General features: G+C 68.0%; 21 protein-coding genes. 10 read left to right on the top strand and 11 right to left on the bottom strand.

What is annotated here, in order from left to right:
• Window positions 1–10: 10 nt before the first annotated feature.
• From AB0F41_RS09965 to AB0F41_RS09995, 7 genes are all read right to left on the bottom strand, one after another.
• Window positions 11–1,315, bottom strand: coding sequence for an LLM class flavin-dependent oxidoreductase (locus tag AB0F41_RS09965; RefSeq protein WP_357422413.1), 1,305 nt, complete (start codon window positions 1,313–1,315; stop codon window positions 11–13).
• Complete coding sequence (locus AB0F41_RS09970) at window positions 1,312–3,138, bottom strand: FAD-binding protein (protein WP_357422414.1); 1,827 nt, start codon at window positions 3,136–3,138, stop codon at window positions 1,312–1,314. Before AB0F41_RS09970 ends, AB0F41_RS09965 begins: the two co-directional genes overlap by 4 nt.
• Window positions 3,139–4,104, bottom strand: coding sequence for a 3-carboxyethylcatechol 2,3-dioxygenase (locus tag AB0F41_RS09975; RefSeq protein ID WP_357422415.1), 966 nt, complete (start codon window positions 4,102–4,104; stop codon window positions 3,139–3,141).
• Complete coding sequence (locus AB0F41_RS09980) at window positions 4,061–5,731, bottom strand: bifunctional 3-(3-hydroxy-phenyl)propionate/3-hydroxycinnamic acid hydroxylase (RefSeq protein ID WP_357422416.1); 1,671 nt, start codon at window positions 5,729–5,731, stop codon at window positions 4,061–4,063. Before AB0F41_RS09980 ends, AB0F41_RS09975 begins: the two co-directional genes overlap by 44 nt.
• 1 nt (window position 5,732) lies before the next feature.
• The gene (locus tag AB0F41_RS09985) at window positions 5,733–6,596 is read right to left on the bottom strand and encodes an alpha/beta hydrolase (RefSeq protein ID WP_357422417.1); all 864 of its coding nucleotides are present in this window, start codon (window positions 6,594–6,596) and stop codon (window positions 5,733–5,735) included.
• A gap of 94 nt (window positions 6,597–6,690) precedes the next feature.
• Entirely contained in the window at window positions 6,691–8,340 is a 1,650-nt protein-coding gene (locus AB0F41_RS09990) for an FAD-dependent oxidoreductase (protein ID WP_357422418.1), read from the bottom strand.
• Window positions 8,341–8,454: 114 nt separating this feature from the next.
• Window positions 8,455–10,002 (bottom strand): AMP-binding protein, encoded by a 1,548-nt coding sequence (locus AB0F41_RS09995; RefSeq protein ID WP_357422419.1) that lies wholly within the window; start codon window positions 10,000–10,002, stop codon window positions 8,455–8,457.
• 509 nt (window positions 10,003–10,511) lie between these two features.
• On the opposite strand from AB0F41_RS09995, the gene AB0F41_RS10000 reads away from it, so the two are divergent.
• The 6 genes from AB0F41_RS10000 to AB0F41_RS10025 all read left to right on the top strand — a co-directional run bounded on the left by AB0F41_RS10000 (window position 10,512) and on the right by AB0F41_RS10025 (window position 16,678).
• Window positions 10,512–11,372, top strand: coding sequence for a mycofactocin-coupled SDR family oxidoreductase (locus tag AB0F41_RS10000; RefSeq protein WP_357422420.1), 861 nt, complete (start codon window positions 10,512–10,514; stop codon window positions 11,370–11,372).
• Between the two features lie 167 nt (window positions 11,373–11,539).
• Window positions 11,540–12,904: a cytochrome P450 gene (locus AB0F41_RS10005; protein WP_357422421.1), complete on the top strand. Its 1,365-nt coding sequence runs from the start codon at window positions 11,540–11,542 to the stop codon at window positions 12,902–12,904.
• Between the two features lie 64 nt (window positions 12,905–12,968).
• Window positions 12,969–14,060: an amidohydrolase family protein gene (locus AB0F41_RS10010; RefSeq protein ID WP_357422422.1), complete on the top strand. Its 1,092-nt coding sequence runs from the start codon at window positions 12,969–12,971 to the stop codon at window positions 14,058–14,060.
• Between the two features lie 49 nt (window positions 14,061–14,109).
• Window positions 14,110–15,255: an amidohydrolase family protein gene (locus AB0F41_RS10015; RefSeq protein WP_357422423.1), complete on the top strand. Its 1,146-nt coding sequence runs from the start codon at window positions 14,110–14,112 to the stop codon at window positions 15,253–15,255.
• On the top strand, window positions 15,255–15,704 hold the full coding sequence (locus AB0F41_RS10020; RefSeq protein WP_357422424.1) for a Rieske 2Fe-2S domain-containing protein: 450 nt from the start codon (window positions 15,255–15,257) through the stop codon (window positions 15,702–15,704). Before AB0F41_RS10015 ends, AB0F41_RS10020 begins: the two co-directional genes overlap by 1 nt.
• Window positions 15,705–15,808: 104 nt before the next feature.
• Window positions 15,809–16,678, top strand: a complete 870-nt coding sequence (locus tag AB0F41_RS10025; protein ID WP_357422425.1) for an alpha/beta hydrolase — start codon at window positions 15,809–15,811, stop codon at window positions 16,676–16,678.
• 11 nt (window positions 16,679–16,689) lie between these two features.
• On the opposite strand, the gene AB0F41_RS10030 is transcribed toward AB0F41_RS10025, so the two are convergent.
• Window positions 16,690–17,163 (bottom strand): hypothetical protein, encoded by a 474-nt coding sequence (locus AB0F41_RS10030; protein WP_357422426.1) that lies wholly within the window; start codon window positions 17,161–17,163, stop codon window positions 16,690–16,692.
• A 101-nt stretch (window positions 17,164–17,264) separates the two neighbouring features.
• Here AB0F41_RS10030 and AB0F41_RS10035 point away from each other — a divergent pair, with 101 nt between their 5' ends.
• Window positions 17,265–18,593, top strand: a complete 1,329-nt coding sequence (locus tag AB0F41_RS10035; protein ID WP_357422427.1) for an NADH-ubiquinone oxidoreductase-F iron-sulfur binding region domain-containing protein — start codon at window positions 17,265–17,267, stop codon at window positions 18,591–18,593.
• Window positions 18,590–18,814, top strand: coding sequence for a ferredoxin (locus AB0F41_RS10040; RefSeq protein ID WP_357422428.1), 225 nt, complete (start codon window positions 18,590–18,592; stop codon window positions 18,812–18,814). The genes AB0F41_RS10035 and AB0F41_RS10040 overlap by 4 nt, the downstream gene beginning before the upstream one ends.
• 129 nt (window positions 18,815–18,943) lie before the next feature.
• On the opposite strand, the gene AB0F41_RS10045 is transcribed toward AB0F41_RS10040, so the two are convergent.
• Window positions 18,944–19,375: a nucleotidyl transferase AbiEii/AbiGii toxin family protein gene (locus AB0F41_RS10045; RefSeq protein ID WP_357422501.1), complete on the bottom strand. Its 432-nt coding sequence runs from the start codon at window positions 19,373–19,375 to the stop codon at window positions 18,944–18,946.
• A gap of 440 nt (window positions 19,376–19,815) precedes the next feature.
• Here AB0F41_RS10045 and AB0F41_RS10050 point away from each other — a divergent pair, with 440 nt between their 5' ends.
• Together AB0F41_RS10050 and AB0F41_RS10055 are read left to right on the top strand one after the other, a co-directional pair.
• Window positions 19,816–21,144: an FAD-binding oxidoreductase gene (locus AB0F41_RS10050; RefSeq protein ID WP_357422502.1), complete on the top strand. Its 1,329-nt coding sequence runs from the start codon at window positions 19,816–19,818 to the stop codon at window positions 21,142–21,144.
• Window positions 21,145–21,147: 3 nt separating this feature from the next.
• Window positions 21,148–21,540 (top strand): VOC family protein, encoded by a 393-nt coding sequence (locus tag AB0F41_RS10055; RefSeq protein WP_357422429.1) that lies wholly within the window; start codon window positions 21,148–21,150, stop codon window positions 21,538–21,540.
• 134 nt (window positions 21,541–21,674) lie between these two features.
• Here AB0F41_RS10055 and AB0F41_RS10060 read toward each other — a convergent pair whose 3' ends face one another.
• Both AB0F41_RS10060 and AB0F41_RS10065 read right to left on the bottom strand, forming a co-directional pair.
• The gene (locus AB0F41_RS10060) at window positions 21,675–22,421 is read right to left on the bottom strand and encodes a helix-turn-helix domain-containing protein (RefSeq protein ID WP_357422430.1); all 747 of its coding nucleotides are present in this window, start codon (window positions 22,419–22,421) and stop codon (window positions 21,675–21,677) included.
• A gap of 282 nt (window positions 22,422–22,703) precedes the next feature.
• Entirely contained in the window at window positions 22,704–23,567 is an 864-nt protein-coding gene (locus AB0F41_RS10065; RefSeq protein WP_357422431.1) for an LLM class flavin-dependent oxidoreductase, read from the bottom strand.
• Window positions 23,568–23,698 lie beyond the last annotated feature (131 nt).

The following is a 23,698-nucleotide window of genomic DNA, read 5'->3' on the forward strand; positions in this document are numbered from 1 at the left end:
CTGCTGCCGCTCAGCCCTGCTGCTGGTCCTTCAATGCCTGCGCGGCCTTCACCCGGCCTTCGTTGATCTCGGCCATGGCTTCGGGGATCTCGCTGGCGGTGAACTTGCCGCCCCGGCCGGTGGGCAGCCCGCCGATCGAATAGTTCTCGTCGAATTCCGGTGCCACCCAGGGCCGGCGTCGCGCTTCGGCCTTCTCCAGGACCGGCTCGAGCCGCTTGGCCTTCGCGGCCCGGGCCACCTCGTCGCGTTCGATGAATTCGGGCAGGATCTCCTTGCCCATGATCTCGATGGATTCCATCGTTCCTTCATGGCTACGCGGGTTCAGCAGCAGGATGATCTCGTCGACCCCGCTCTCCTCGTAGCCGCGCAAGAATTCGCGCACGGTGTCCGGGCCGCCGATGGCACCGCGGCCGGGACCGTAGGCGAGGGTTTCGTCTTCCTTCACCGCGTCCAGATAGCTGTCCCATACGCCGGTGCGGCCGGGGGTGTGCATCCCGGTCATGTAGTAGTGCATGATGCCGAACGAGAAGAATCCGCCGCCCAGGCCGAGACGTTTGACCGCTTCCTCGTCGGTCTTGGCGACCATCATCGACAGGTCGCCGCCGATGGCGAGAATGTTCGGGTTCATCTGCGGAACCGAGGGCGCGGCGGCGTTCTCGAATTCCTCGTAGTAGCCGCGCACGCGCTCACCGAGTGCCTCCGGGCCGGTATACGCGAAACTCAGTGCGCCGATACCCTTCTGGGCTGCCATCTGCACCGACGACGGCCGGGTACAGGCGACCCACAGCGGCGGATGCGGGGTCTGCCGCGGTTTCGGGATGACATTGCGGGGCGGCATGGTGATGTGCTCGCCCTTGAACCCGGTGAAGGGGGTCTCGGTCATCGCGCGGATGGTGACCTCGAGAGCTTCCTCCCACTGGGCACGCTTGTCCGCGGGGTCGATATTGAACCCACCGAGCTCGGCCACCGACGACGATTCACCGGTACCGAATTCCACGCGGCCGCCGGACAGGTGATCCAGGGTTGCCACGCGCTCCGCCGCGCGGGCCGGATGGTTGATACCCGGCGGCAGATGCATGACACCGAAACCGAGCCGGATGTTCTTCGTGCGCTGGCTGGCCGCGGCGAGGAACATCTCGGGTGCGGTGGCGTGGCAGTACTCCTCGAGGAAGTGGTGCTCGGTGAGCCAGACCGTGGAGAACCCGGCTTTATCCGCCGCTTCTACTTCGTCCAGTCCGTCCTGGAACATCTCGAATTCGTCGTCGTTGCTCCACGGACGGGGCAGGGCGAACTCGTAGAAGAGGGATATTTTCATCGATTACCTCCAGTGGTGTCGATCGTCTGTTCATCTCCTTCGGCCCCGGTTCGGGCCGCCCCCTCGCCGGTGCCCACCGCGGACCCGGAGGTGCCGTTACCCGAGGGCCCGGAGATCCGGTGCGCGCAGTGCTCGGCCGCGATATAGCCGAAGGTCATAGCCGGCCCGATGGTCGCGCCCGCGCCCGCGTAGCTGCGTCCCATCACGGCGGCCGAGGCGTTGCCGACCGCATACAGGCCCTCGATCGCCGACCCGTCCGGCCGCAGCACCCGGGCGTACTCGTCGGTGCGCAGACCGCCCGAGGTGCCGAGGTCGCCGAGCACGATGCGGAAGGCGTAGTAGGGCGGTTTGCCGATCGGGTACAGATTCGGGTTCGCCAGCGTGGGATCGCCGTAGTAGTTGTCGTACACGCTGTCGCCGCGCTGGAAATCGTCGTCGTGGCCGGAGCGGGCCAGCTGGTTGAACCGGGCCGCGGTGGCCTCGAGTTCGGCCGCCGGCACCTCGATCTTCCCGGCCAGTTCCGCGAAACTGCCCGCGGCTTTCACCACACCGGATTCCAGCCACGCCTGCACCATCTTGTATCCGGTGGGCACCGGCGCGAACGGCACCTTCGGAATGGGCAGATGGCCGCCGATCACGTATCTGTGCCAGGACCGGTGGTCGGTGATCAGCCAGCACGGGATATGGGTCACCCCGCTGCGCTGGCCCTCGATCATGGCGTGCCCGAAGTCCATATAGGGCGCGGCCTCGTTGATGAATCGTTTCCCGGCCCCGTTCACGATGAACTGGGCGGGCATCATCCGCTCGTTGAGCATGAACTGCATCCGGCCGTCGGGCCATTGGATGGCGGGGAACCACCAGGCCTCGTCCATCAGCTCGGTATCCGCGCCTGCCTGCTGCCCGGCGCGGATACCGTCACCCGTGGCGACCGGGTTGCCGAAGCTCCAGTCCTGGTCGACCTCGGGCAGTTCCTCTTTACGCCAGGTCATGTCGTGGTCGAAGCCGCCGGTCGCCACGATCACCCCGCGGCGGGCCCGGATCCGGACCGGTTTCCCGTCGCGTTCCACCACCGCGCCGGTGATCTGCCCGTCGGCAGCGGTGATCAGCGAGGTCATCGGCGACCCCAGCCAGAGCGGGATATCGCGTTCTTTCATGGCCAGCCGCAGCCGGGCGATCAGCGATTGGCCGATGGCGGCGATCCGGTCGCCGAACACATGGGCCCGGAACATCCGCCAGATCAATTTCAGCATCACGGCCTTACCGCGCCAGTTCTGCCGGACCTGATAGAACATCCGCAGATCCTTGGGCCCCAGCCAGATCCCCTTCGGCGCCAGCGCCAGCGGTTTGAGCAGCTTCTCTTCCTCGTCGCCGAGCGAGCGCAGATCGATGGGTGGCACATTGATAGTGCTGCCCTGCGGGGAGCCGCCCTCGAGTTCGGGGTAGTAGTCGGCGTATCCGGGCTTCCAGACGAACTCCAGCCAGCGGCTGCGCTGCTCCAGGAACGCCATCATGTCGGGTGATCTCTCGACATAGGCCCGCAGGCGCTCGTCGGTGACCAGCCCGCCGGTGATGGTCCGCAGATAGCCGACCACTTCGTCGGCATCCAGCGAGAAACCGTCACGCTGCTGCGCGGGCGCGTTGGGCACCCAGATACCGCCACCCGACAGCGCCGTGGAGCCGCCGTAGTAGTCGGCCTTCTCCACCACCAGGGTTCGCAGGCCCAGGGCCTCGCCCCGCAACGCGGCGCTCATCCCGCCGCCGCCGGAGCCGATCACCAGCAGATCGACGGTCTCGTCGAATTCCGCGGCCTCGTCTGTACTCACTCATCGCCTCCTGTCGTCGGTCGACTCATCGGCCGGCCGGGCCGTCCGCACCGCGAAACCCGCGATCAGCTCGGGGGCGGGCCGGTAGTAGCGCACCTCGGTGCGATAGGACCCCTGCGCGGCCAGCGCCGCGAACGCGGCGATCCAGGTGCGCACCTCGTGCGCCGAATTGCCCGCGGTGCGGGTGATCTCGCTGTTGTCCCAGTCGTCCACTGCGGCCAGTTGCCCGGTGTCGACCAGATCGAGGAAGGCGCGGTCCCATTCCGGATTGAGGGGTTGCAGCGGGCTGTCACCCGCGGCGAATTCCCGGGCCGCCGCGATCACCACGGTCTGCCGGGCGGCGCGCTGCTCGCCGGACATGGGCGCGCCGTGCACGATGCGTTCCAGCACCGGTTCGGGCGCGGTGGCCCGCTGCGGGACCGGCGGGTCGTGCGAGAGTCCGCCCGAACCGATCACCAGCACGCGTGTGCCGAGGGTCGCCAGATGCCGTCCGACCGCGGTACCCAATGCCCGCACCCGGCGCAGCGGGCCCAGCGGGGTGGCCACCGAGTTGATGAAGATCGGGATCACCGGACGGGCGGTGGCCGCCCCGAACAGCCGTTGCAGCGGCTGCACGGTGCCGTGATCGACCTCCATGGCGGCCGAGGTCGCGATATCTATTCCGGCGTCCAGCAGCGATTCGGCCAACCGCTGCGCCGCCGCCTCCGGCACGTCCAGCGGGCCGGCGTAGGTGCCGTAGTCGCCGATCGCGGAGGCCGAGGTCGCCAGGCAGAACGGCGGCATCAGTTTGTAGAAGAACCCGTTGTAGTGGTCCGGGGAGAACGAGACCACCAGCTCGGGATCGAATTCCCGCACGAAATCGCGGGCCCGGTCCAACGCGGCGCCCACCTCGTCCCGCAGTTGCGCACCGGGACCGGGCAGCTCAAGAAGCGGGCTGTGCGAGACGCAGCACACGGCCAGCGGCATCGGGACCTCCCGGGGTGAGTGTCAGGGCCCGGCGCAGTGCCGCACCGAGTTCGGGGGCGTGCTGCGCGATGCAGGCGCCGGCCACGCACCGGTCCGGGCGCAGGAACAGCACCGAATCCAGCTGGCCGTCGAACCATTTCTTCAGGGCGCCGGTATGGTCGCCGACCACCACCACGTCCGGGTCGTCGTGACCCTCCCAGTGCAACTGGGTGGCCGGGCGCGCTTCGACGAACCGGGCTCCGAGCGCCTTCCACGCGTCGAATTCCTCGTCGCCCAGCACTTTTCGGGGCCTGTTGTTCCAGCACACCACCGCGAACCAGGGACCGAGCGCCTCGTCGAGCAGTACGTCCGGCTGCGCCCGCGTCGCGACCCGGGGCTGGATGAACAGAGTGCCGACCGCCGAATTCGGCGACCGCGACCAGCCGTGCACCACCGCCCCGCGGTCGTAGCGCGGCATCGGTTTGAAGCGCATCCCGAGCACGTACCGCTTCAGTGGCGGTACCAGCGCCAGCCCGCGGACCGCCACATCCCGGACCGCCGCGACCCGCTGGTTGGTCGGTGAGATGACCCGCCCGACCATGGTCGACAGGTCGATCATGGCGCGCGCGTGTTTGCGGCGTTCCTGATCGTAGGAGTCCAGCAGGCCGTCGCCGGCCATCCCGCCGGCCACCGCCGCCAGTTTCCAGCCCAGGTTCGCCGCGTCCCGGATACCGCTGTTGTAGCCCTGCCCCTGCCACACCGGCATCAGGTGGGCGGCGTCACCGGCCAGGAAGAGCCGGCCCCGGCGGAATTCGCCGGCGATCCGGGAGTGATGGGTGTACACCCGGCGCCGGATCACCTCGAGGCGGTCCGGATGCGGGACGAAGGGGGCCAGCAGCCGGTTCAGGAACTCCGGAGTCTCGGCGTCGTCATCGGATTCGTCCGGGTGCAGCATGAATTCGAACCGGCGGATCCCGTGCGCCAGCGAGATCGAGACATTGGGCCGCAGCGGGTCCGCGCCCACCTCCACATTCGGATGCCCGAGCGGGTCGCCGTCGATATCGACGACCAGCCAGCGTGTCGGCGAGGTCGTGCCCTCGAAACTCACCCCCATCGCGCGCCGGGTGGTGCTGCGGCCCCCGTCGGAACCCACGACGTAGCGCGCGCGAACCTGTTCCACCCCGTCCGGGGACTCCAGCTCCACCCGGACCTCGTCGCCGCCGTCGTGGGCCTCGCGCAATGCGGTACTCCAGCGGATCTCCACGGTGTCGAAGCGCTCTAGACCGCGCAGCAACTCGGCGTCCACCAGGGGCTGGATGAAACCACTGCGTTTGGGCCAGCCGAATTGCTGATCGGTGGGCGCGATCTCGACCAGCAGCCGGCGCTGCCCGTCCACGAAACGCATGATCTGATTCGGGTTGGTGTGCGGCAGGATCCGGTCGAGCAGCCCGGTGGACTGCAGTGTGCGCATCGATTCGTCGTCGAGGCCGACCCCGCGCGGGTAGTCGATGAGGTTCGGACGCTCTTCCACCAGCAGCGTGCGCACCCCGAAGCGGCCCAGCATATTCGCGATGGTCAGCCCCACCGGTCCCGCGCCGACGATGAGGACATCGACGAGATCCGGCCCGCTGCCGTTTCCGGTGCTCATATCAACCACCCAGCAGGAATTCGAGATGGAGGGCGTTGAACGCCGCGGGCGACTCGTACTGCGGCCAGTGACCGCAGTCGGGCAGCACCTCGAAGCGCGCGCCGGGGATCATGGACGCGATCCGTTTTCCCTCGGTGACGTCGGCGGTCGGATCGTCACTGGTCCATACCACCAGGGTGGGCGCGGTGATACCGCCGTACTCGGCCGGTCCCAGCAGGTTGCGGGCCCGGATCTCCGGATCCTGCAACGCCATGATGTCGCGCATGGCGTCGACGAATCCGGGCTGCCGGTACACCCGCTGCCGGCTGGCGACGATATCGTCGTAGTCCTTGGATTTATCGGCCATGAGCCACTTGATGCGGGCCCGCACCGTCTCCCAGGTGGGATCGGCGGCCGCGGCCATGGACAGGGTGATGATCCGCTGCATGACCTCGGGATCGGCCTGCGATCCGCCGGCGGTGTTGAGAACCAGCCGGTCGATGCGTCCCGGGTGGTCGTAGGCAGCACGGGCCGCGACCCAGCCGCCCAGCGATTCACCGCTGATATGGGCGCACGGGGCGCCGATGGCATCCAGGAACGAGATCAGATGCCGCACATAGTGTTCGATCTCCAGCGGATGCCCGGGTTTGTCCGTGTACCCGTGGCCGAGCATATCGATCGACCAGGTGGAGAAATGCTCCGCGTGCGCGGCCAGGTTGCGGACATAGGCCTCGGCATGACCGCCGGACCCGTGCAGCAGGACCAGAGCCGGCTTGTTGTGGTCACCGGCATGCAGGTAGCGCGTCCGCACCCCCTCCACATCCAGGTATCCCTGATCGAACGCGACCCCCTGCAGATCGCACCACACGCTCTCGAATTCCGACACTGCTACCTTCCGCTCCGTCCGTTCGCCCGGGCCCGCCGTGTTCCGGCGGTCCGCACCCGGGCGCCGCACTGTCCGTCCGCCCGCTTGTTGTGGATCAGCACTTCACCGAATCGCCGGTGGCCGCGTGGTATCCGGCCCGGAAGCCCCACACCATGCCGGGGCCGATGGTTCCGCCGGCGCCGCCGTAGGCCCGGCCGGTCACCCCGGCCATCGCATTGCCCACCGCGTACAGGCCGGGGATGACCGCACCGCCGATATGTTTGACCCGCGCCTCCCGGTCGGTCCGCGGGCCGCCTTTCGTGCCCATGGCGCCCACCGTCACCGGAACCGCGTAGTAGGGCCCGGTATCGAGGGGTCCCAGGGTGCGACCGGCGACGGTCTCGGCGTCCGGGTCGCCCCAGTAGCCGTCGTATTCGCTGTCGCCCCGGCCGAAGTCGGGGTCGGATCCGGCGGCGACCGCCCGGTTCCAGGCGGCCACGGTGGCGCGCAGCCCTGCCGGGTCGATACCGGTGCGCGTGCCCAGCTCGTCCAGATCCGCCGATTCGCAGAACCAGTCCGGCGCCGCGCCGCCCGGCTCCACGCCCAGGAATCCGTAGCGCCGCAGATGTTCGGCGTCGAAGACCATCCAGCCGGGGTTGTTCACATATCCGCCGCGCGGGTCCAGGTAATGGAAGGCCCCGGCCATGGAGTTGTACTCCGCGGCCTCGTTGACGAAGCGTTTGCCGGCCCGGTTCACGATGATGCTGCGGGGACGGGTGCGCTCGAGCCGGACACTGCGGCTGCGCTGTTCGCCGTCGATGGTGTCGCCGGGCAACTGCACCACCGGCACCCACCAGGCCTCGCCCATATTGCCGAGTTCGGCACCGTGCGCCATCGCCATCCGCAAACCGTCACCGGTGTTGTTCGGCGGCGACACCGGACCCGTCATGGGACCCCGCAGAAACGCCTTGACCAGGCCCGGATCCCATTCGAACCCGCCGGTCGCGAGCACGACCCCACGGCGCGCCCGGACCGTGATCTCCCGGTCGTCCAGCGCGATCCGCACCCCGGTGACCGCGCCGCCGGTGGCGAGCAGCTCCACCGCCCGCGCGCCCGTCCGCGGCGTGATCCCGGCGGCCAGCACACCGTCCAGCAGCCCGGCCACCAGCGCCTGGCCCGCGACGCAGACATCGGCGTTCGCGTCCCCCAGAACAGCCCGGAGCCGGGCGCGGGTTTCGGCGTCGAAGCCAACATTGCTCCAGTCGAGCGGGAAGGTGGTGAGACGGTCACGCCAGGGTCCGAGCCCGGCGAGATCGTAGGCGGCGGGGCCGATGGACCGGCCGCCGGCCGCCCGCCCACCGGGCAGTTCCGGTTTGTAGTCCGGGAACCCCTCCGCGACCTCGAACTTCACGCCGCTGTGCTGTTCGACGTAGTCCAGCATCCGCGCCCCGGTACGCACGAACACCTCGACCAGCTCGTTGTCCATCGAGTTCAGCGACTGCGCCGACAGATAGGCCAGCGCGTCGTCGACGGTGAGTTCGCGGTCGGCTCGGGTATGCGCGGGAATCCAGGCCAGGCCCCCGGACACCGCACTGGTCCCGCCTACCGTCGGCGCCTTCTCGAACAGTTCCACCGCCGCACCTTCGACGGCGGCGGTGAGCGCCGCGGTGAGCCCGGCGGCGCCGGAACCGAGAACCACGACATCGGTTTCGGAGTCCCAGGTATGCGCGGGGTCGGGTTCGGGGGCGGGTTGCTGCGATGGCACTGCGCTGTCCTTTCGGCGAGCAGGCGGGGTGAACAGCGCCGGTCCGGCGGGCTGCCGTGCGGAGCACGGGCCGGACCGGCGCGAGTAAAACGATAATCTCCCTATATGAGAATACTATTCTCGCAGGATGGATGCCGCAATACCCTCTCGGATCAAATGTTTCTGGATCTTGCCGCTGGGAGTGCGCGGGAAGTCCGTGGCCTCGAACAATCGGGCCGGTAACTTCTGCCGCGCGACCCCGGCCCGCTCGAAGAACACCCGCAACTCCGCGTCCGACGGCAGGGTCGCGCCGGGCCGCAACCGCAGCACCGCGCCCACCACCTCGCCGAACCGCTTGTCCGGCAGCGCGATCACCACCGATTCGGCCACCTGCGGCATGGCGTCGAGCACATCCTCGACCTCGCGCGCCCCGACGTTCTCGCCGCCGCGGATGATGACATCGGCCTTGCGGTCGGTGATGGTCAGACAGCCGTCGTCGTCCAGCTCCCCGATATCGCCGGTGTGGTACCAGCCGTCGGCATCGAAGGCGCGCGCGGTGAGTTCGGAATCGGTGTAGCCCAGACACAGATCCGGGCCGCGGCTGAGGATTTCCCCGTCCGCGGCGAAGCGGATCTCCACCCCCGGCATCGGCCGGCCGTCGGTGGTGAGCCGCTCCCGCGCCGGCGCGTCCAGCGCCGACGCCGTGATCGACGGATGCTCGGTGCTGCCGTAGGCCCGGAAGGCGATCACCCCGAGATCGGTCAGCATCCGGGTCACCGAGATCGGCACCGCGGACCCACCCAGGCCCACATGCCGCATATGCGCGAGATGCTCCGGGGTGTAGTCCGGATGCTCGACCATGCTGGTCACGAAATACGGCGGGCCGCCACCCACGACCAGGCCGTCGGATTTCATCAGCGCCAGCGCCCGGCCCGGATCCCAGACGTCGAGCAGGTTCACCGGCCGGCCGTGCAGCACGGGCAGCAGACAGGCGCCGACCATGCCGATGAAGTGCCCGACCGGGGTCGCGGTGAGCTGATCACCCCGATCGTCGGCGTTGCGCTCGGCCAGCTGCCGGGATTCGCAGCCCAGCGTCTGATGACTGTGCACCACCCCCTTGGGCGCGCTGGTGGTCCCGGAGGTGAAGGCGATGAGCGCGGGACCGGCCGGATCGGCGGGCAGCACACCCGCCATCGGCTCGTCGGCGAGCAGATCGTCGAAATCACGCCCCACCACGCCCACGATCGGAATATCGGCGCAGATCTCGGGATCGTAGGTCCGGCGCCCGAACTCCGCCATGGTGATGAAGACCTTCGGCCGGGCGACTCCCAGAATGTGCCGGAGTTCGGCCGGACCGTAGAAATGCACGATCGGCACCACCGCCGCACCCAGGAACGAGGCGGCCCAGTAGGTCGCCGCCGCCTCCATCCAGTTCGGCAGCTGGAAGGCCAGCACATCGCCGGGCCCCACACCGCGGGCCCGCAGTCCCGCCGCCAGCCGCCGCGCCACCCGCTCGACCTCGGCGAAGGTACCGCGCCAGGGCCGCACCTCGGAGTGGACGCGAAACGCCGCGTCCGGCGCCGCGGCCAGACCCCGGCTCAGCAGATCGCCCATGGTGTCGCGGGTCCACCAGCCCTCGGCGATATATCGGGCCCGCAGTTCTTCCGGTATCGGACGGGTCATGCGCCGCCACCTCGCCGATTCCGAACGGTCATACCGGTCACCCCTTCCGCATCGGCGGTGATCGGCCCCGGCACAGCGAGCCATCCGGAACGCGAGTCGGTGCCAGAAACCCGCCGACTGGTGAAAATTGGATTCTCCAATGAGGAAAACATTGGATACTCGTACGGTACGCAGCTCGCCTCGTTCCGGCGGCGTAGATCGGCAGATGAATTATCAACTGCTCAGAGATTGCCGGACCGACCAGGCTTCTTCCGAAACCTTGCCGCCGACCCCGGCGGTAGAGTACCGTTCTCGTATGCGAAAACGCAGTTCTTTTCGCATACGAGAACAGCCGTATGTCCGCAGCCGGTACCCGGCGGTGCTGGGTCTCCGCCGGCAGTACAGCATCGGGTCCGCGGCCGGATCGGCGCGCGGCGGTCGCCGCGCACCCTGTCCCGTACCGCGCTCCGCCCCAGGTGGTTCCGGCACTCGGGCAGGTCACTCCCGAACACAGATCGAAAGGGAATGCTGTGGGACGTGTTGAGGGCAAAGTCGCATTCATCACGGGCGCCGCGCGCGGTCAGGGCCGTAGCCACGCCGTCCGACTGGCAGAAGAGGGCGCCGATATCATCGCCGTCGATATCTGCCAGAGCATGTCGACCATCGGTTATCCGCTGGCCACGCCGGAAGACCTCGAAGAAACCGTGCGCCTGGTCGAGAAGACCGGGCGCCGCATCGTCGCGACCCAGACCGACGTCCGGGACGCGGTCGCGCTGAAGGCGGCGCTGGACGCGGGCGTCGCGGAACTCGGCAAACTCGATATCGTGATCGCCCAGGCGGGCGTCGCCGGTATGAAAGGTCAGCCGGATATCCAGGCGTGGACCGATGTCATCAATACGAACCTGGTCGGCACCATCAACGCCATCCAGGCGGCGCTGCCGCATCTCGGCGAGGGCGCGTCCATCGTGGCCACCGGGTCGACCGCGGCGATGGTCGATACCAGCAAGGTCGACAACCCGGGCTCGGACCTGGGCGGTATGGCCTACGTCCACTCCAAGCGGGCGTTGTCCTACTACGTCTTCGATATCGCCCGGCACCTATCGCCGCGCGGTATCCGGGCCAACGTGGTGCACCCGACCAACTGCAACACCGACATGCTGCAGAGCGAGCCCATGTACCGGTCCTTCCGGCCCGATCTGGAGAACCCGGGCCGCGCCGACGCGGAACCGGCGTTCTACGTCCAGCAGGCCATGAAGACCCCGTGGATCGAACCCGTCGACATCTCCAACGCCATCCTGTACCTGGTCTCCGACGAAGCCCGCTTCGTCACCGGTATGCAGCTGCGCGTGGATGCCGGCGGCTACCTGAAGTGGTACGACCACAAGCTCTGACCCGCCCGGCCACGCCGGCGCAGGCGGCGCGCATCTCGCAGGCGATCGATACGCGCGCCGCCGCCCGGTGGCGAGTCGGCCATCCGACGACTCCCGGAGCGGCGCAGAGCTCCGGGACCCCCGGCGAAGGTTCGCCGACCCAGTGACCAGCAGAGGGACTACACACCGTGACTTCTACGGATAACGACCAGCGCAAGCAGAATCGGTACCACTTCGACCGGCACACTCCCGAGTACCGGGAGAACTTCAGCGAGATCACCCACGAAATGCACGCGAAATGCCCGGTGGCGTGGTCGGATACCTACGACGGGCACTGGGTCGCCGCCGGCGGTAACGCGGTCTTCGAACTCGCCCGGTGCCCCGAGGTATCGGTCGACCACGACGTGCACAACGAACGCCGCGGCTACCAGGGCATCTCGATTCCGAAGGCGCAGCGGGCCGCGATGGTCCGCGGCGGCATGCTGGAGATGGACGAGCCCGAACACCGCACCTACCGCTCGGTTCTCAATCCGTACCTGTCGCCCGCCGCGGTGAAACGCTGGCAGCCGTTCATCGACGAGATCGTGCGGGCCAGCCTGGACGAGAAGATCGAGACCGGCCGCATCGATTTCGTGGACGATCTGGCCAATATCGTCCCCGCCGTGCTGACCCTGGCGATGCTGGGCATTCCGCTGAAGAAGTGGTCGGTGTACAGCGATCCGGTACACGCCTCGGTGTACACACCGGAGAACTCCCCCGACGCCCCCCGGGTCGCCGAAATGCACCGGACCATGGGTATCGATATCCTCACCAGCCTGCACGAGGCAAAAACCGATCCGAAACCGGGCCTCATCAAGGCACTCACCGAACTGCGCATCGACGGTGAACCGGCCCCCGATATGGAACTGCTCGGGATGATCGGCCTGCTCATCGGCGGCGGTTTCGACACCACCACCGCGCTCACCGCCCACTCCCTGGAGTGGCTGTCGGACAATCCGGACCAGCGCGAGGAACTCAGCCGCGACCGCGAGGATCTGCTCGACCCCGCCACCGAGGAATTCCTGCGCTACTTCACCCCCGCCCCGGGCGACGGACGCACCATCGCCGACGACTGCACCTATCAGGGCACCGAATTCAAAGAGGGCGACCGCCTGTGGCTGTCCTGGGCGATGGCCAACCGCGACCAGAGCATCTTCCCCGACGCCGACGATATCGTCATGGACCGTAAGGGCAACCGGCACTTCAGCTTCGGGCTGGGTGTGCACCGCTGCATCGGGTCCAATGTGGCGCGGACGGTGTTCAAATCCATGCTGCTGGCGGTGCTCGACCGGATGCCCGATTACACATGCGATCCCGCCGGGACGGTGCACTACGACACCATCGGCGTCATCCAGGGGATGCGTCATCTGCCGGCCACCTTCACCCCGGGTAAACGGCTGGGCCCCAGCCTCGACGAAACCCTCGAGCACTTGCAGCGGATCGTGGACGAACAGGGTCTGGCCGCGCCGGTGACCGAACGTCCCGACGCCGCCGTGATCGACTTCGAGTACTGACCGCCCGGTACCGGCCGATACCGCGGGGTTCGGCCGGTACTCCTGTTTCCGACGAGGTATCGCCATGAAGGATCTGCCCGACGGCACCCGCACCCCGGTGATCGATACCAGCGTGCACATCTTCTTCCGCTCGAACGACGATATGCGTACGTTCCTGAACGAACCGTTCAAGAGCCGCGGTATCCCCGACGCCGAAATGGACTGGTACGGGGCGCCGGGCGGGGAATACGTCAAAGGCGCGCGCGGACCGCAGCGCGGATATCCGGGCTCGGATCCGGAGTTCGTCGGAGATCAGCTGTTCGGCGAACGCGGTGTCGATGTGGCGGTACTGCACCCGATGACCCGCGGTATCCTGCCCGACCGCCACCTCACCACGGCGGTCCTGTCCGCCCACAACGACATGATGGTGTCGCGCTGGCTGGACAGCGGTACCCATCACGAACGCTTCCGGGGCACCCTGCGGGTGAACCCCGAGGACATCAGCGGCGCGCTGCGCGAAATCGACCGCCTGGGCGATCATCCGCGGATCGTGCAGCTCGGCATCCCGCTGCAATCGCGCGAACTGTACGGGAAACCGCAGTTCTGGCCGCTGTGGGAGGCCGCCGCGGCGGCGAACCTGCCGGTGGCGGCCCATATCGAGACCGGCGAGAGTATCGGCCTGCCGCCCACGCCCTCCGGGCACCCCCGGACCTACGAGCAGTACTACGGGTTCATGGGGCTGAACTACATCTATCACCTGATGAACATGATCGCCGAGGGCGTATTCGAACGGTACCCGGACCTGAAATTCGTCTGGGCCGACGGCGGTGCCGATCTGCTGACCCCGTTCACCTGGCGGATGGACACTTTCGGCCGGCCGCACCTCGAGCAGACCCCCTGGGCGCCCCGGATGCCCAGCGACTACCTGCCCGGACACATCTATTTCGTCCATGCCACGATCGACGGTCCCGGCGATGCCCCGTTCGGAGCGGAATGGCTGGACTTCACCGGCAAGGACGAGATGGTGATGTTCGGCTCCAGCTATCCGCATTGGCACGGTGGCGATATCGACACCTTGCCGGCGGCGCTCACGGCCGAACAGCGGGAAAAACTCTGCTGGCGCAATGCCGCGCGGCTGTACAGCATCGATATAGATGCCGTCACCGCGGTCGGCTGATGCGGCAGGCCCGGTCGGATCTTTCCGCGATGGTGCTCTAGGAGGCGCTATGACCATGGCACAGGACCGGACGCGGGTTCCTTCCACGGAACTGGTTCCGGTACGCGTCGTCGATTCCGATGTGCACCCGGTCCCCCGGCGGGGCGATCTGGTGGAACATATCCCGGAACCGTGGCGCACGTCGTTCTTTCTCAGTCACCGTGTCGGCGACACCATCATCTACGACGCGCCCGACTACGCGCATTCGAAGGCGATGCGGGTCGACACCTTCCCGGAGAACGGTGAATTCCCCGGCAGCGACCCCGATATGGCGTTCCGGCAGCTCATCATGGACGCCGGCTCCGATATCGTGATCCTGGAGCCCACGGTCAAGGCGACCCGCCTGCCGGAGGCCACCGCCGCGATGGCGACCGGGGTCAACGGCTGGCTCGACGCGCACTGGCTGGATTCGCACAACAACTGGCATCAGCGCTGGCGCGGCTCGATCTGTGTGGCCATCGACGATCCGAGCACCGCGGTCGCCGAGATCGAGCACTGGGCCGGGCACCCCTATATGGCGCAGATCCTGATCAAGGCCGAACCCCGGCCCTCCTGGGGCGACGCCCGCTACGACCCGATCTGGGCGGCGGCGGTGAAGCACGACCTCCCGGTGAGCTGTCATCTCAGCCGCGGCGCCTACGAGACCATGCCCATGCCGCCGGTCGGTTTCCCCAGCTACAACCACGATTTCATGGTGACCTACTCGTTGCTGGCCGCGAACCAGGTGATGAGCCTGATCTTCGACGGGGTCTTCGATCGTTTCCCGGCGCTGCGCATCGTCTTCGTCGAACACGCGTTCACCTGGATCCTGCCGTTGATGTGGCGGATGGACGCCATCTACGAGGCCCGGGGTTCGTTCATGTCGATCACCCGCAAACCCTCCGAATACGTCAAGGAGCACATCAGGTTCACCACCCAGCCGCTGGACTACCCGGAGGACAAGACCGAACTCACCCGGGCGTTCGAATGGATGGAGGCGGACAAGATCCTGCTGTACTCCTCGGACTACCCGCACTGGACCTTCGACGATCCGCGCTGGCTGGTGAAGCATCTGCCGCCCGCGGCTCGCGAGAAGGTCATGTTCCGCAACGGGATCGAGACCTACCACCTGCCCGAAACCGTGCCGGCGCTGCCCGGACAGATGCGGGTCCACTGATGGCGGAGAACACCGGCGCACCCGGTACGAGCCCCACCCCGGTGGAGGGGAATTCGGCGGCGGATCGGGTCGATCCACCACGACTCGCGCAGGGTCGCGAACATGTGGTCGCCACCGTGGACGAGATCCCACCCGGATCGTCGAAGGTGGTCCCGATCGGGCGGCACGGGGTCGGGGTCTACAACGTCAACGGCACCTTCTACGCCATCGCCAACTACTGCCCGCACGAGGGCGGCCCGCTGTGCGCGGGCCGCGCCCGCGGGCGCACCGTGGTCGACGAATCGGTTCCCGGTGATTCGGTGATGGTGCGGGACAACGAGTTCATCTACTGCCCGTGGCATCAGTGGGGATTCGAACTCGCGACCGGCACCACCGCGGTCAAGCCCGAATGGAGTATCCGCACCTACCCGGTTCGCGTGGTGGGAGCCGACGTCCTGGTCACCGCCTGAACCGGCGGAACCCGACAGCACGAGAAACGACCGGGCCGCCCTCGGCCCGGTGACGCGAGGGCTGCCACGGCCCGCCCTCGGCGAGACCTTTCAGGAGTTGAGGTATGCCCGCGGTAACGGTGAACGGCGGCAAGGTCGTCTACGAGATACTCGGCACGACAGGCGAACTCATCGTGCTCACGCCCGGAGGTCGCTACAGCAAGGATATCCCCGGGCTGCGGCCCCTGGCCGAGGCCCTCGTCGACGGCGGTCATCGGGTCCTGCTGTGGGACCGGCCCAACTGCGGCGCCTCGGACGTCCAGTTCTACGGGCCGACCGAATCGCATATGCGCGCCGAGACCCTGTACGGCCTGCTCACCGAACTCGGCACCGGACCGGTGATCCTGGCCGGCGGATCCGGCGGCGCCCGGGATTCGATGCTGACCACCATGCTCTACCCGGAACTGGTCACCGACCTGGTGCTGTGGAATATCGTCGGCGGCGTCTACGGCACCTTCAACCTCGGGGCCTACTACGTCCTGCCGAGTCTGCAGACGGTCCGGGGCCTGGGCGTCGAAGGCCTGGTGCGGATGCGGGAGTGGCGGGAGCTGATCGCGGAGAACCCGGACAACGAACAGCGCCTCCGCGACCTCGACGCGGACGAATTCATCAAACTCTCGCTGCGCTGGCTCAACGCCTACGTACCGAAACCGGGTCAGACGATCCCCGGCGTGGACGACGAGATGTTCGAGCGGATCCGGGTCCCCACCCTCATCATCCGCGGCGGCGCCCACGATCTGGACCATCCCAAACGGACATCGCTCGAGGTGAGCTGCCTGATCGAGGGCTCCACCCTCATCGATCCCCCGTGGCCCGAGGACGCCTGGGAACGCGCGATGGAGCAGCGGGCGCAGGGACTGGTGAAGCAGTACAACATGTTCGACACCTGGGTGCTGGCCGCGCCGGAGATCCTGAAGTTCCTGGGCGACCGATGATCAGCGCGGCATCAGACCGTGTGGATGACGACCTCGCAGTTGGTCGAGGCCTCCAGCGCGGTGTGGATCCGGCTCTCCGGGACGCGTTCCAGATCGGCTTCCCGCAGCCGCACCCGCAGGACGTCGTAACCCTCGGTGCCCGGCACCCGGATGATCTCCCCGGCGAGGCCGAACCCGGCGAGCACACCGTGCGCGTCGTCGTCGGTGCCGCGGCTGACATAGGTGATCACGCCCGGGGCCGCGTCGGTACCGAACACCCGCGCGCACAGGGCGGTGATCCGCTGCGTATCGGCCGCCGCGTCGGCGCTGTCCAGCAGCACCTGCACTTCCCGCCGAGACGGCGGCATCGCGCCCAGATCCTTGTCCAGCAGCTGCCCGCCCACCTCGGCGAGGGCGTCCGCCAATTCGGCCATACCGCGGGTCAGGGATTCGGCGGTGAGCCCACCCGCCGGATCGATGTTCACCCGCAGCACCGCAGTTCGCATGCGGATCAGCCTAGTACGCGCGGCCCCCGGGCCGAGCCCGTTTCGAGGGCCGCCGGAGCCGCTTCGGGCGCTTCCGGACCCGACCTCACCCAGGAGGGATGATGCAGCACACCTTCTCGTCGGCCGGTGGCCTGACGGTGGTTCCGTACCCCGGCAGCGATCCACGCCTGCTCCGGATCGGCGACGGGGTGGAAACCGCGTACGAGTACCGGGACCGCGGCGGCTACCGCCCGGTGGGTTCGGTGCAGGCGCTGGCCGCCGCGGTCGAGCAGAGCGGGCTGCGGGGCCGCGGCGGCGCCGGGTTCCCGTTCGCGGTGAAGGTCGGGGCGGTCCGCTCGGGAACCCGGGCGGGCGCCGGAATGCCGGCGGGCTGGACCGAAGCGGTGCTGGTGGCCAACGGCGAAGAGGGCGAACCCGCGTCGTTCAAGGATCGCTGGCTGCTACGCAACCGGCCGCATCTGGTCCTCGACGGTATCCGGCTGGCCGCCCTGCTGGTGGGTGCCCGGCGCGGTTATGTCTACGTCTCCGATCCCGAATCGGCCCGGACGGTCCAGGCCGCTCTCGACGAACTCGGCGGCGCGCTCCCGGAGGGCCCGGAACTGGCGGTGATACAGGTCGAACCCGGCTACGTGGCGGGTGAGGAATCGGCCGCCGTCCAGGCGATCAACGGCGGTCCCGCCAAACCCACCGACAAACCGCCCCGCCCGTTCGAATCGGGTGTGGCCGGTCTGCCGACACTGATCGGCAATGTCGAAACACTCGCGAATCTGCCCTTCCTGGACCGGTGGGGCGCCGACGCCTACCGGGCTGCCGGCACCGCCATGTCCCCGGGGACCTTCCTGTCCACCGTGACGGTCGCGAACCGCGAGCCCGTGCTCTACGAACTGCCGCACGGCCTCCCGGTCGGCGAACTCCTCGCGCTGCACGGAGTATCACCCGCGGCGGTGCGCGGCGCACTGATCGGCGGATACTTCACGGGCCTCCTGGACCGTAGCGTGCTCGACCTCACCCTCGATCACGAAACCCTGCGCCGGGCCGGTGTGGGCCTGGGCTGCGGCGCGCTGTCCGTGATCACCGAGGAATGCCCGGTGGCGGTCGCGGCGAGCGTCCTGAACTACTTCGACCGGGAGAACGCCGGACAGTGCGGGTCGTGTTTCAACGGCACCGCCGCGATGGCGGCCGCCACCACCGCGCTGGCCGAGGGCCGGGCCGCCCCCGACGATCTGCGGCGGTTGCGCCGCTGGTCGACCGTACTGCGCGGCCGCGGCGCCTGCGGCACCCTGGATGCCGCCTGCAACACCGCCGCGGGACTGCTCGATCGATTCGCTCCGGAAGTGGCGGCCCATCTCGACAACCGGTGCCCGGACTGCGCGGTCGGCCCCACCACCGACCATGCCCCCTTCCGGGTCGAAACGGAGGCGTTGCTGTGAAGATCAAACTGGACCGCACCCGCTGCGACGGGTTCGGGATCTGCGCCAGACACGCCCCCGACCGCTTCCCTCTCGACGATTGGGGCTACGCCGTCCTGGCTGGTGATCCGACACTCGACTCCGCCGAGGAGCCCGCCGTCACCCGGGCGCTACTCGACTGCCCGGTCCACGCGATCACCACCCTGCCCGAGCAGGAGCGACCGTCCGGCACCGCACCGTAGCTGGTAACCCGAATGCCGTGGGCGACCGGAAGGTGCAGCCTCGGCGATCTCGGTGCCGGCTCGGCGGGTCAGGCCGGTCGGATGGCGTTCACCGGGGTAGTTGCCCCATCGACGAGGGCGGGGCCGGGGTCATTGTGGGTCCCAGGTATGGGTGTGAGGGTTCCAGCGACCGTGGGTGCGGGTGCCGTCGAGCAGGGGGTTGAGAGCGGCGCCGATGAAGCCGAGAGCGGTGCCGAGGTCGTGGCGTTCTTCGGGCAGGCTGGTTTCTTCGGCCATGGCGGGGTAGGCGCGTTCCCATTCGGGGCCGGGCGCGCGCAGTGCGGTGGGTAGGTCGAGGCCGCGACGGTGTCGCTGGATATCGAGGGCGGTATGGGTTTCGGCGGCATCGAAGGCGAAGCTCTCGACGATCGGACAAAGGTCAGCGAGGTCACGCCATCGACTGGAGGGCTGGAGAGTGACACCGTATCGGGCGGTCACGGCGCAGATTTTGTCCGCGACCTGGCTGGGTATGGGGATAAGGCGCACCGGTGGCAGTGCGGCGAATCCGTCGAGGTCGAGGATCGGGGTAGGGGCAAGGTCAGCTCGGCGCCTGCGGCGGCGTCGCCGGTGAGTTGTTTGGCCAGCTCGACCCGGAAGACGAAGGGGTCGGTTTCGGGCTGCGCGCCGCCGAGGCGGCGTAGTTCATCGATGGCGTCGGTGGGGGTTCCGGTAGTAATCGGCCATGTTGCGGGCGAACCGGTCGAACTCGGTCGTGGTGAGCACTATCGGCCGCCCGTTGGCGGCCGCCGTGAGGGGGGTGACGGCGACCAAAGCCAAAGCTGTCCGGCTGCAGTGGTGTCCGTTTCGTACAAGACCGGCAGTGGTTGTGCCCATATCGTCTGGAATGTGTATCCAAACTCGGTTCTCATGGGTGACACCGCCCGCCTGCTCAGTGCGCTGTCGTCGTTCGCAGTCCTTTTCTCACCCGGCCGTCCGGGCCACGGCGAATGCGTATGTCCCGGATGACGACCTGGCTGTCCCCTTCCGACGAGTGCTATCGCAACGAGTTGAGCACCGACAATTGCTCGGTCGTCCACCACCCGCGGGTGGTGTGTCCCGTCGCGTCGCCGGCCGATGTGGCGGACGCGGTGACTTTCGCGCGCGAGCGGGGCCTGTCGGTCGCGGTTCAGTCCACCGGGCACGGAATGTCGCGGGCCGCTGACGGTGTTCTCGTGACCACACGGCGGCTGTCCCGCGTCACGATCGACCCTGTCCGGCGCCGGGCGTGGGTCGGCGCCGGCGCCCGCTGGCGCGAGGTGATCACCGCCGCGGCCGAGCACGGCTTGGCGCCGTTGAACGGGTCGAGTCCACACGTCGGGGTGATGGGGTACGTCCTCGGTGGCGGCGTCGGGATGCTGGGCCGTCAGTACGGATACGCGGCGGACCACGTGCACTCCATCGAACTGGTCACCGCCGACGCCGTGGTTCGCACGATCTCCCCGGCCACGGATCCGGAGCTGTTCCGCGTGGTCCGCGGCGGCAAGGACAATTTCGGGATCGCCACCGGAATCGAGATCGATCTCTTCCCGGTGACCGGTTTCTACGGCGGCAGCCTCTACTTTTCGGCCGAGCACGCGCGGGAGTTGCTGAACCGGTATGTCCGCTGGACCGCCGACCTTCCGAACACCCTCGCCACATCGATCTTCCTGCTCGGCTACCCGGATCATCCCGATATTCGCCCGGAGCTGCGGGGGCGTTATATCGCACAGCTGCGCATCGCGTATTTCGGCCCATCCGGGGAGGCAGAGTCGCTGCTCGCGGCGATTCGGGAGGTCGGGCCGCCGGTTCTCGACACGGTGCGGCCGATGCGCTACACCGAGATCGGGATGGTCCATCACGAACCGGTCGGGCGGTACACGGTGCACGAATCCGGTTTCTACAGCGGACCTCTCGAAGAAGCCGATGTCGACAGCATTCTAGCGGTCGCCGGGACGGATGCCGCCGAACCGCTCGGTTTCGAACTGCGACACCATGGCGGCGCGTACCGGAAACCGCCGGAGGTACCGAATGTCGTGGGCGGACGCGACGCCGAATTCACGGTGTACCTCAGCTCGGCCATCGACCCCCGCCACGATGCCGACCGGGCCCTACACGCTTCGGCCCGAAACCGATTCCGCCGCCTCGACAGGGGCAGCATGCTGAATTTCCTCGGTGCTCACACCGACCCGGCCGTGGTGGCAGCCGCCTTCAGTGCCGCTGACCTGCAACTGCTCCACGCGGTCAAGAACCGCGTGGACCCGCACAACCTCTTCCGCGTCAACCACAACATCGCACCGCTGACGAAAGGCTGAACCATGGCTGTCTCTCTCGACCTCATCGGTATCGTCACCACCGACCTGGCCCGATCGGTCGCCTTCTACCGTGCTCTCGGCATCGAAACACCCGAGATCAGTGGCAGCGAACCCCATGTCGAGGTCGTACTCCCGAACGGACTGCGGCTTGCCTGGGACACCCTCGACACGATCAGGAGCTTCGATCCCGACTTCACCCAGGCGGCCGGCGGGCACCCGGTGGCCCTCGCGTTCGCGACCGCGAGCCCGTCCGATGTCGACGCACTGTACAAGACCGTCGTCGCAGCGGGTTTCCACGGCCATAAGGAGCCGTGGGACGCCGTCTGGGGACAGCGCTACGCCATTGTCCACGATCCGGATGGCAATACCGTCGATTTGTTCGCTCCCTTGCCCTGAGCGATCGCCTTCCGGAGGGTCGGGTGGGAGGCCTCCGGTTGGCGCTGCTCGAGCCGCTACGCCGGGAACACGCGTGGATATGGCGTCGACACCACCCGGTGGTCTACTACGAACGATCCGCGTCCACGGCGGAGTCAGCCCAGCAGCGAACCCGGGGTGAGCCCGGTCATTCGTCGCGTGTCACGGCTGAGGTGCGCCTGGTCGGCGTAACCCACCGTGACCGCCACCATCGACAGCGTGGCGTCCGGCGCCCGGCGAGCCAGCCGGACCGCCCGCTGTAGCCGGCCCACGACCTGAAGTGTCTTCGGGGTCAGCCCGGTCTCCTGTTCGACCAGTCGCCGCAGATGACGAGGTGTGAGCGCGACACGATCGGCAACGGTGTCGACTGTCGTTGTCGCCGCGGTCAGCAACTCGACCGCCTTCTCCACTCGCGGATCGACGGTGAGGCACGGCCACAACGAGTGCGCTGTCAGCTCGTCGAATTCACCCGCGCCGAGACTGCCGACGAGCGCGCGAGCGACCCGACCGGGCAACAGGTCGTCTACCGCCATCGCCGTGTCCCGCAGCTCGGAACCCGCCACGCCGGTCACCGAGCGCAACGCTGCCGTGTGAATACGCGCGCCATGCAGAACCGTTCCCGGCGACAGCGCCGGCAGGTCGACCGTCGTGGCGGGGCCGACGAGCCAGCTCCGGCCGGTACTGCTCACGATGAAGTCGGCGTGGTTGTCCGGAATCACGCGCTGGGCACCGCCGCCGACCCGATGGGTCCACCTGCACAGAAACCCGGTGCTCGATCCGGCGAAGGCGATCTCACGGTAGTGACTGTGTCCGTCCTCGAGACCCTCGCTGTCGGCGGGCCGACCGGGCAGAGTTCGATCCACTGTTCTCACCACCTCTCGGCCGCAATTTGCCGCAGTTCACCGAACCTCCATTATTGCTCAGTGCCCGTGTCGCATGCGGTTGCCTGTTCCTTTTATGGCATCCGCTGGTTCATGTAGCGGATGGTTTCAGAGCCTGACGCACTCGCGCCCGGGGTTGCCTCAGAGCGCCGGGCGGTGTTCCGATCGGTCGGCTGACAGGCATGGCCGGCAGCAGGCGCCGCAGGATCGCACCGGGCGACCCCGGTCACCTCGCTCACGGCTGCGACTGCGTGTGGTCTTCCTTCACCCCACGAACCCGCCGAGCGCTTCGGCGAGCAGATCGATCTGCTCCAGCGCTCCGGTACTGGGGAACAGCAGCAGGTCATCGGCTCCGGCCTCGGTGAGGTGGTCGATTTCGTTGCGGAGATGGGTTTCGTCGCCGAGGATATCGGGCCGGATCTGCTCTACATATTCGGCGCCGTAGTAATGCTTCACGTACGCCTCGGCGATCTCGGCGGCGCCCGGACCGAGGCAGAAGTAGCGCTCCACGACCACCCGCGGCCGGCCGGGACGCCGGGCGCGACTCCACTCCCGGTGCACGGCCTCGATACCTGCGTGCAGGGTCTGACGACCGAACGACGGCGCCACCCAGCCGCCGGACAGCGCGGCAGCCCTGGCGAAACCTGCGGGCACCACCCCGGCGAGCAGGACGCCGGGCCGGCCCGGCGGCAAAGCGGGCACAGGTCCCGAGGCACCCGACACCTCGCCCCGCCACACCGTGCGCATCGCAGCCAGCGCACTCTCGAACGCGGCCCCCCGACCGGCCAGGGTGACCTCGCTGACGGCATAATCCTCCGGCCAGCCGCCCATACCCAGCCCCACTGTGAGACGTCCGCCGGAAAGGCGTTCCAGGGAGTCGATCTGCTTGGCCAGGACGATCGGGTTACGCCGATAGCCCGTATTGAGCACAGTGGTCAGCAATTCGATTCGCTCGGTGCGCGCCGCCGCGGCAGCCAAGGCCACAAGTGGGTCCAGATTGTCGTAAACCAGCCGGTCGATCACGGCGAGCGAGTGGAAACCACGCGCCTCACTCGCGGCGGCCCAGTCACCGATCGCTGTGGGATCGCTTCCCGGTACAGCGGCGGGCAGACCGATTCCGATCCGCAACTTTCCTCCTCAGATCATGGTGGTGTAGCGGCCTCGCGCGCCTGCGGCCGGGACGCCAACCACCTGAAGCCGCCACGGATGATCGGCCACGAAGCCAGAAGCGGGACCGAGCAACCCGAAGCCTCCTCGAA

Source organism: Nocardia sp. NPDC024068 (assembly GCF_040638875.1).
Classification (GTDB): Bacteria; Actinomycetota; Actinomycetes; order Mycobacteriales; family Mycobacteriaceae; genus Nocardia.

Coding starts and splice junctions, on each gene's coding strand:
- AB0F41_RS09965 (WP_357422413.1), bottom strand. CDS start 1,315: ATGAAAATATCCCTCTTCTACGAGTTCGCCCTGCCCCGTCCGTGGAGC.
- AB0F41_RS09975 (WP_357422415.1), bottom strand. CDS start 4,104: ATGCCGCTGGCCGTGTGCTGCGTCTCGCACAGCCCGCTTCTTGAGCTG.
- AB0F41_RS10020 (WP_357422424.1), top strand. CDS start 15,255: ATGGCGGAGAACACCGGCGCACCCGGTACGAGCCCCACCCCGGTGGAG.
- AB0F41_RS10010 (WP_357422422.1), top strand. CDS start 12,969: ATGAAGGATCTGCCCGACGGCACCCGCACCCCGGTGATCGATACCAGC.
- AB0F41_RS10025 (WP_357422425.1), top strand. CDS start 15,809: ATGCCCGCGGTAACGGTGAACGGCGGCAAGGTCGTCTACGAGATACTC.
- AB0F41_RS10030 (WP_357422426.1), bottom strand. CDS start 17,163: ATGCGAACTGCGGTGCTGCGGGTGAACATCGATCCGGCGGGTGGGCTC.
- AB0F41_RS09995 (WP_357422419.1), bottom strand. CDS start 10,002: ATGACCCGTCCGATACCGGAAGAACTGCGGGCCCGATATATCGCCGAG.
- AB0F41_RS10035 (WP_357422427.1), top strand. CDS start 17,265: ATGCAGCACACCTTCTCGTCGGCCGGTGGCCTGACGGTGGTTCCGTAC.
- AB0F41_RS09980 (WP_357422416.1), bottom strand. CDS start 5,731: ATGAGCACCGGAAACGGCAGCGGGCCGGATCTCGTCGATGTCCTCATC.
- AB0F41_RS10050 (WP_357422502.1), top strand. CDS start 19,816: ATGACGACCTGGCTGTCCCCTTCCGACGAGTGCTATCGCAACGAGTTG.
- AB0F41_RS10055 (WP_357422429.1), top strand. CDS start 21,148: ATGGCTGTCTCTCTCGACCTCATCGGTATCGTCACCACCGACCTGGCC.
- AB0F41_RS10015 (WP_357422423.1), top strand. CDS start 14,110: ATGACCATGGCACAGGACCGGACGCGGGTTCCTTCCACGGAACTGGTT.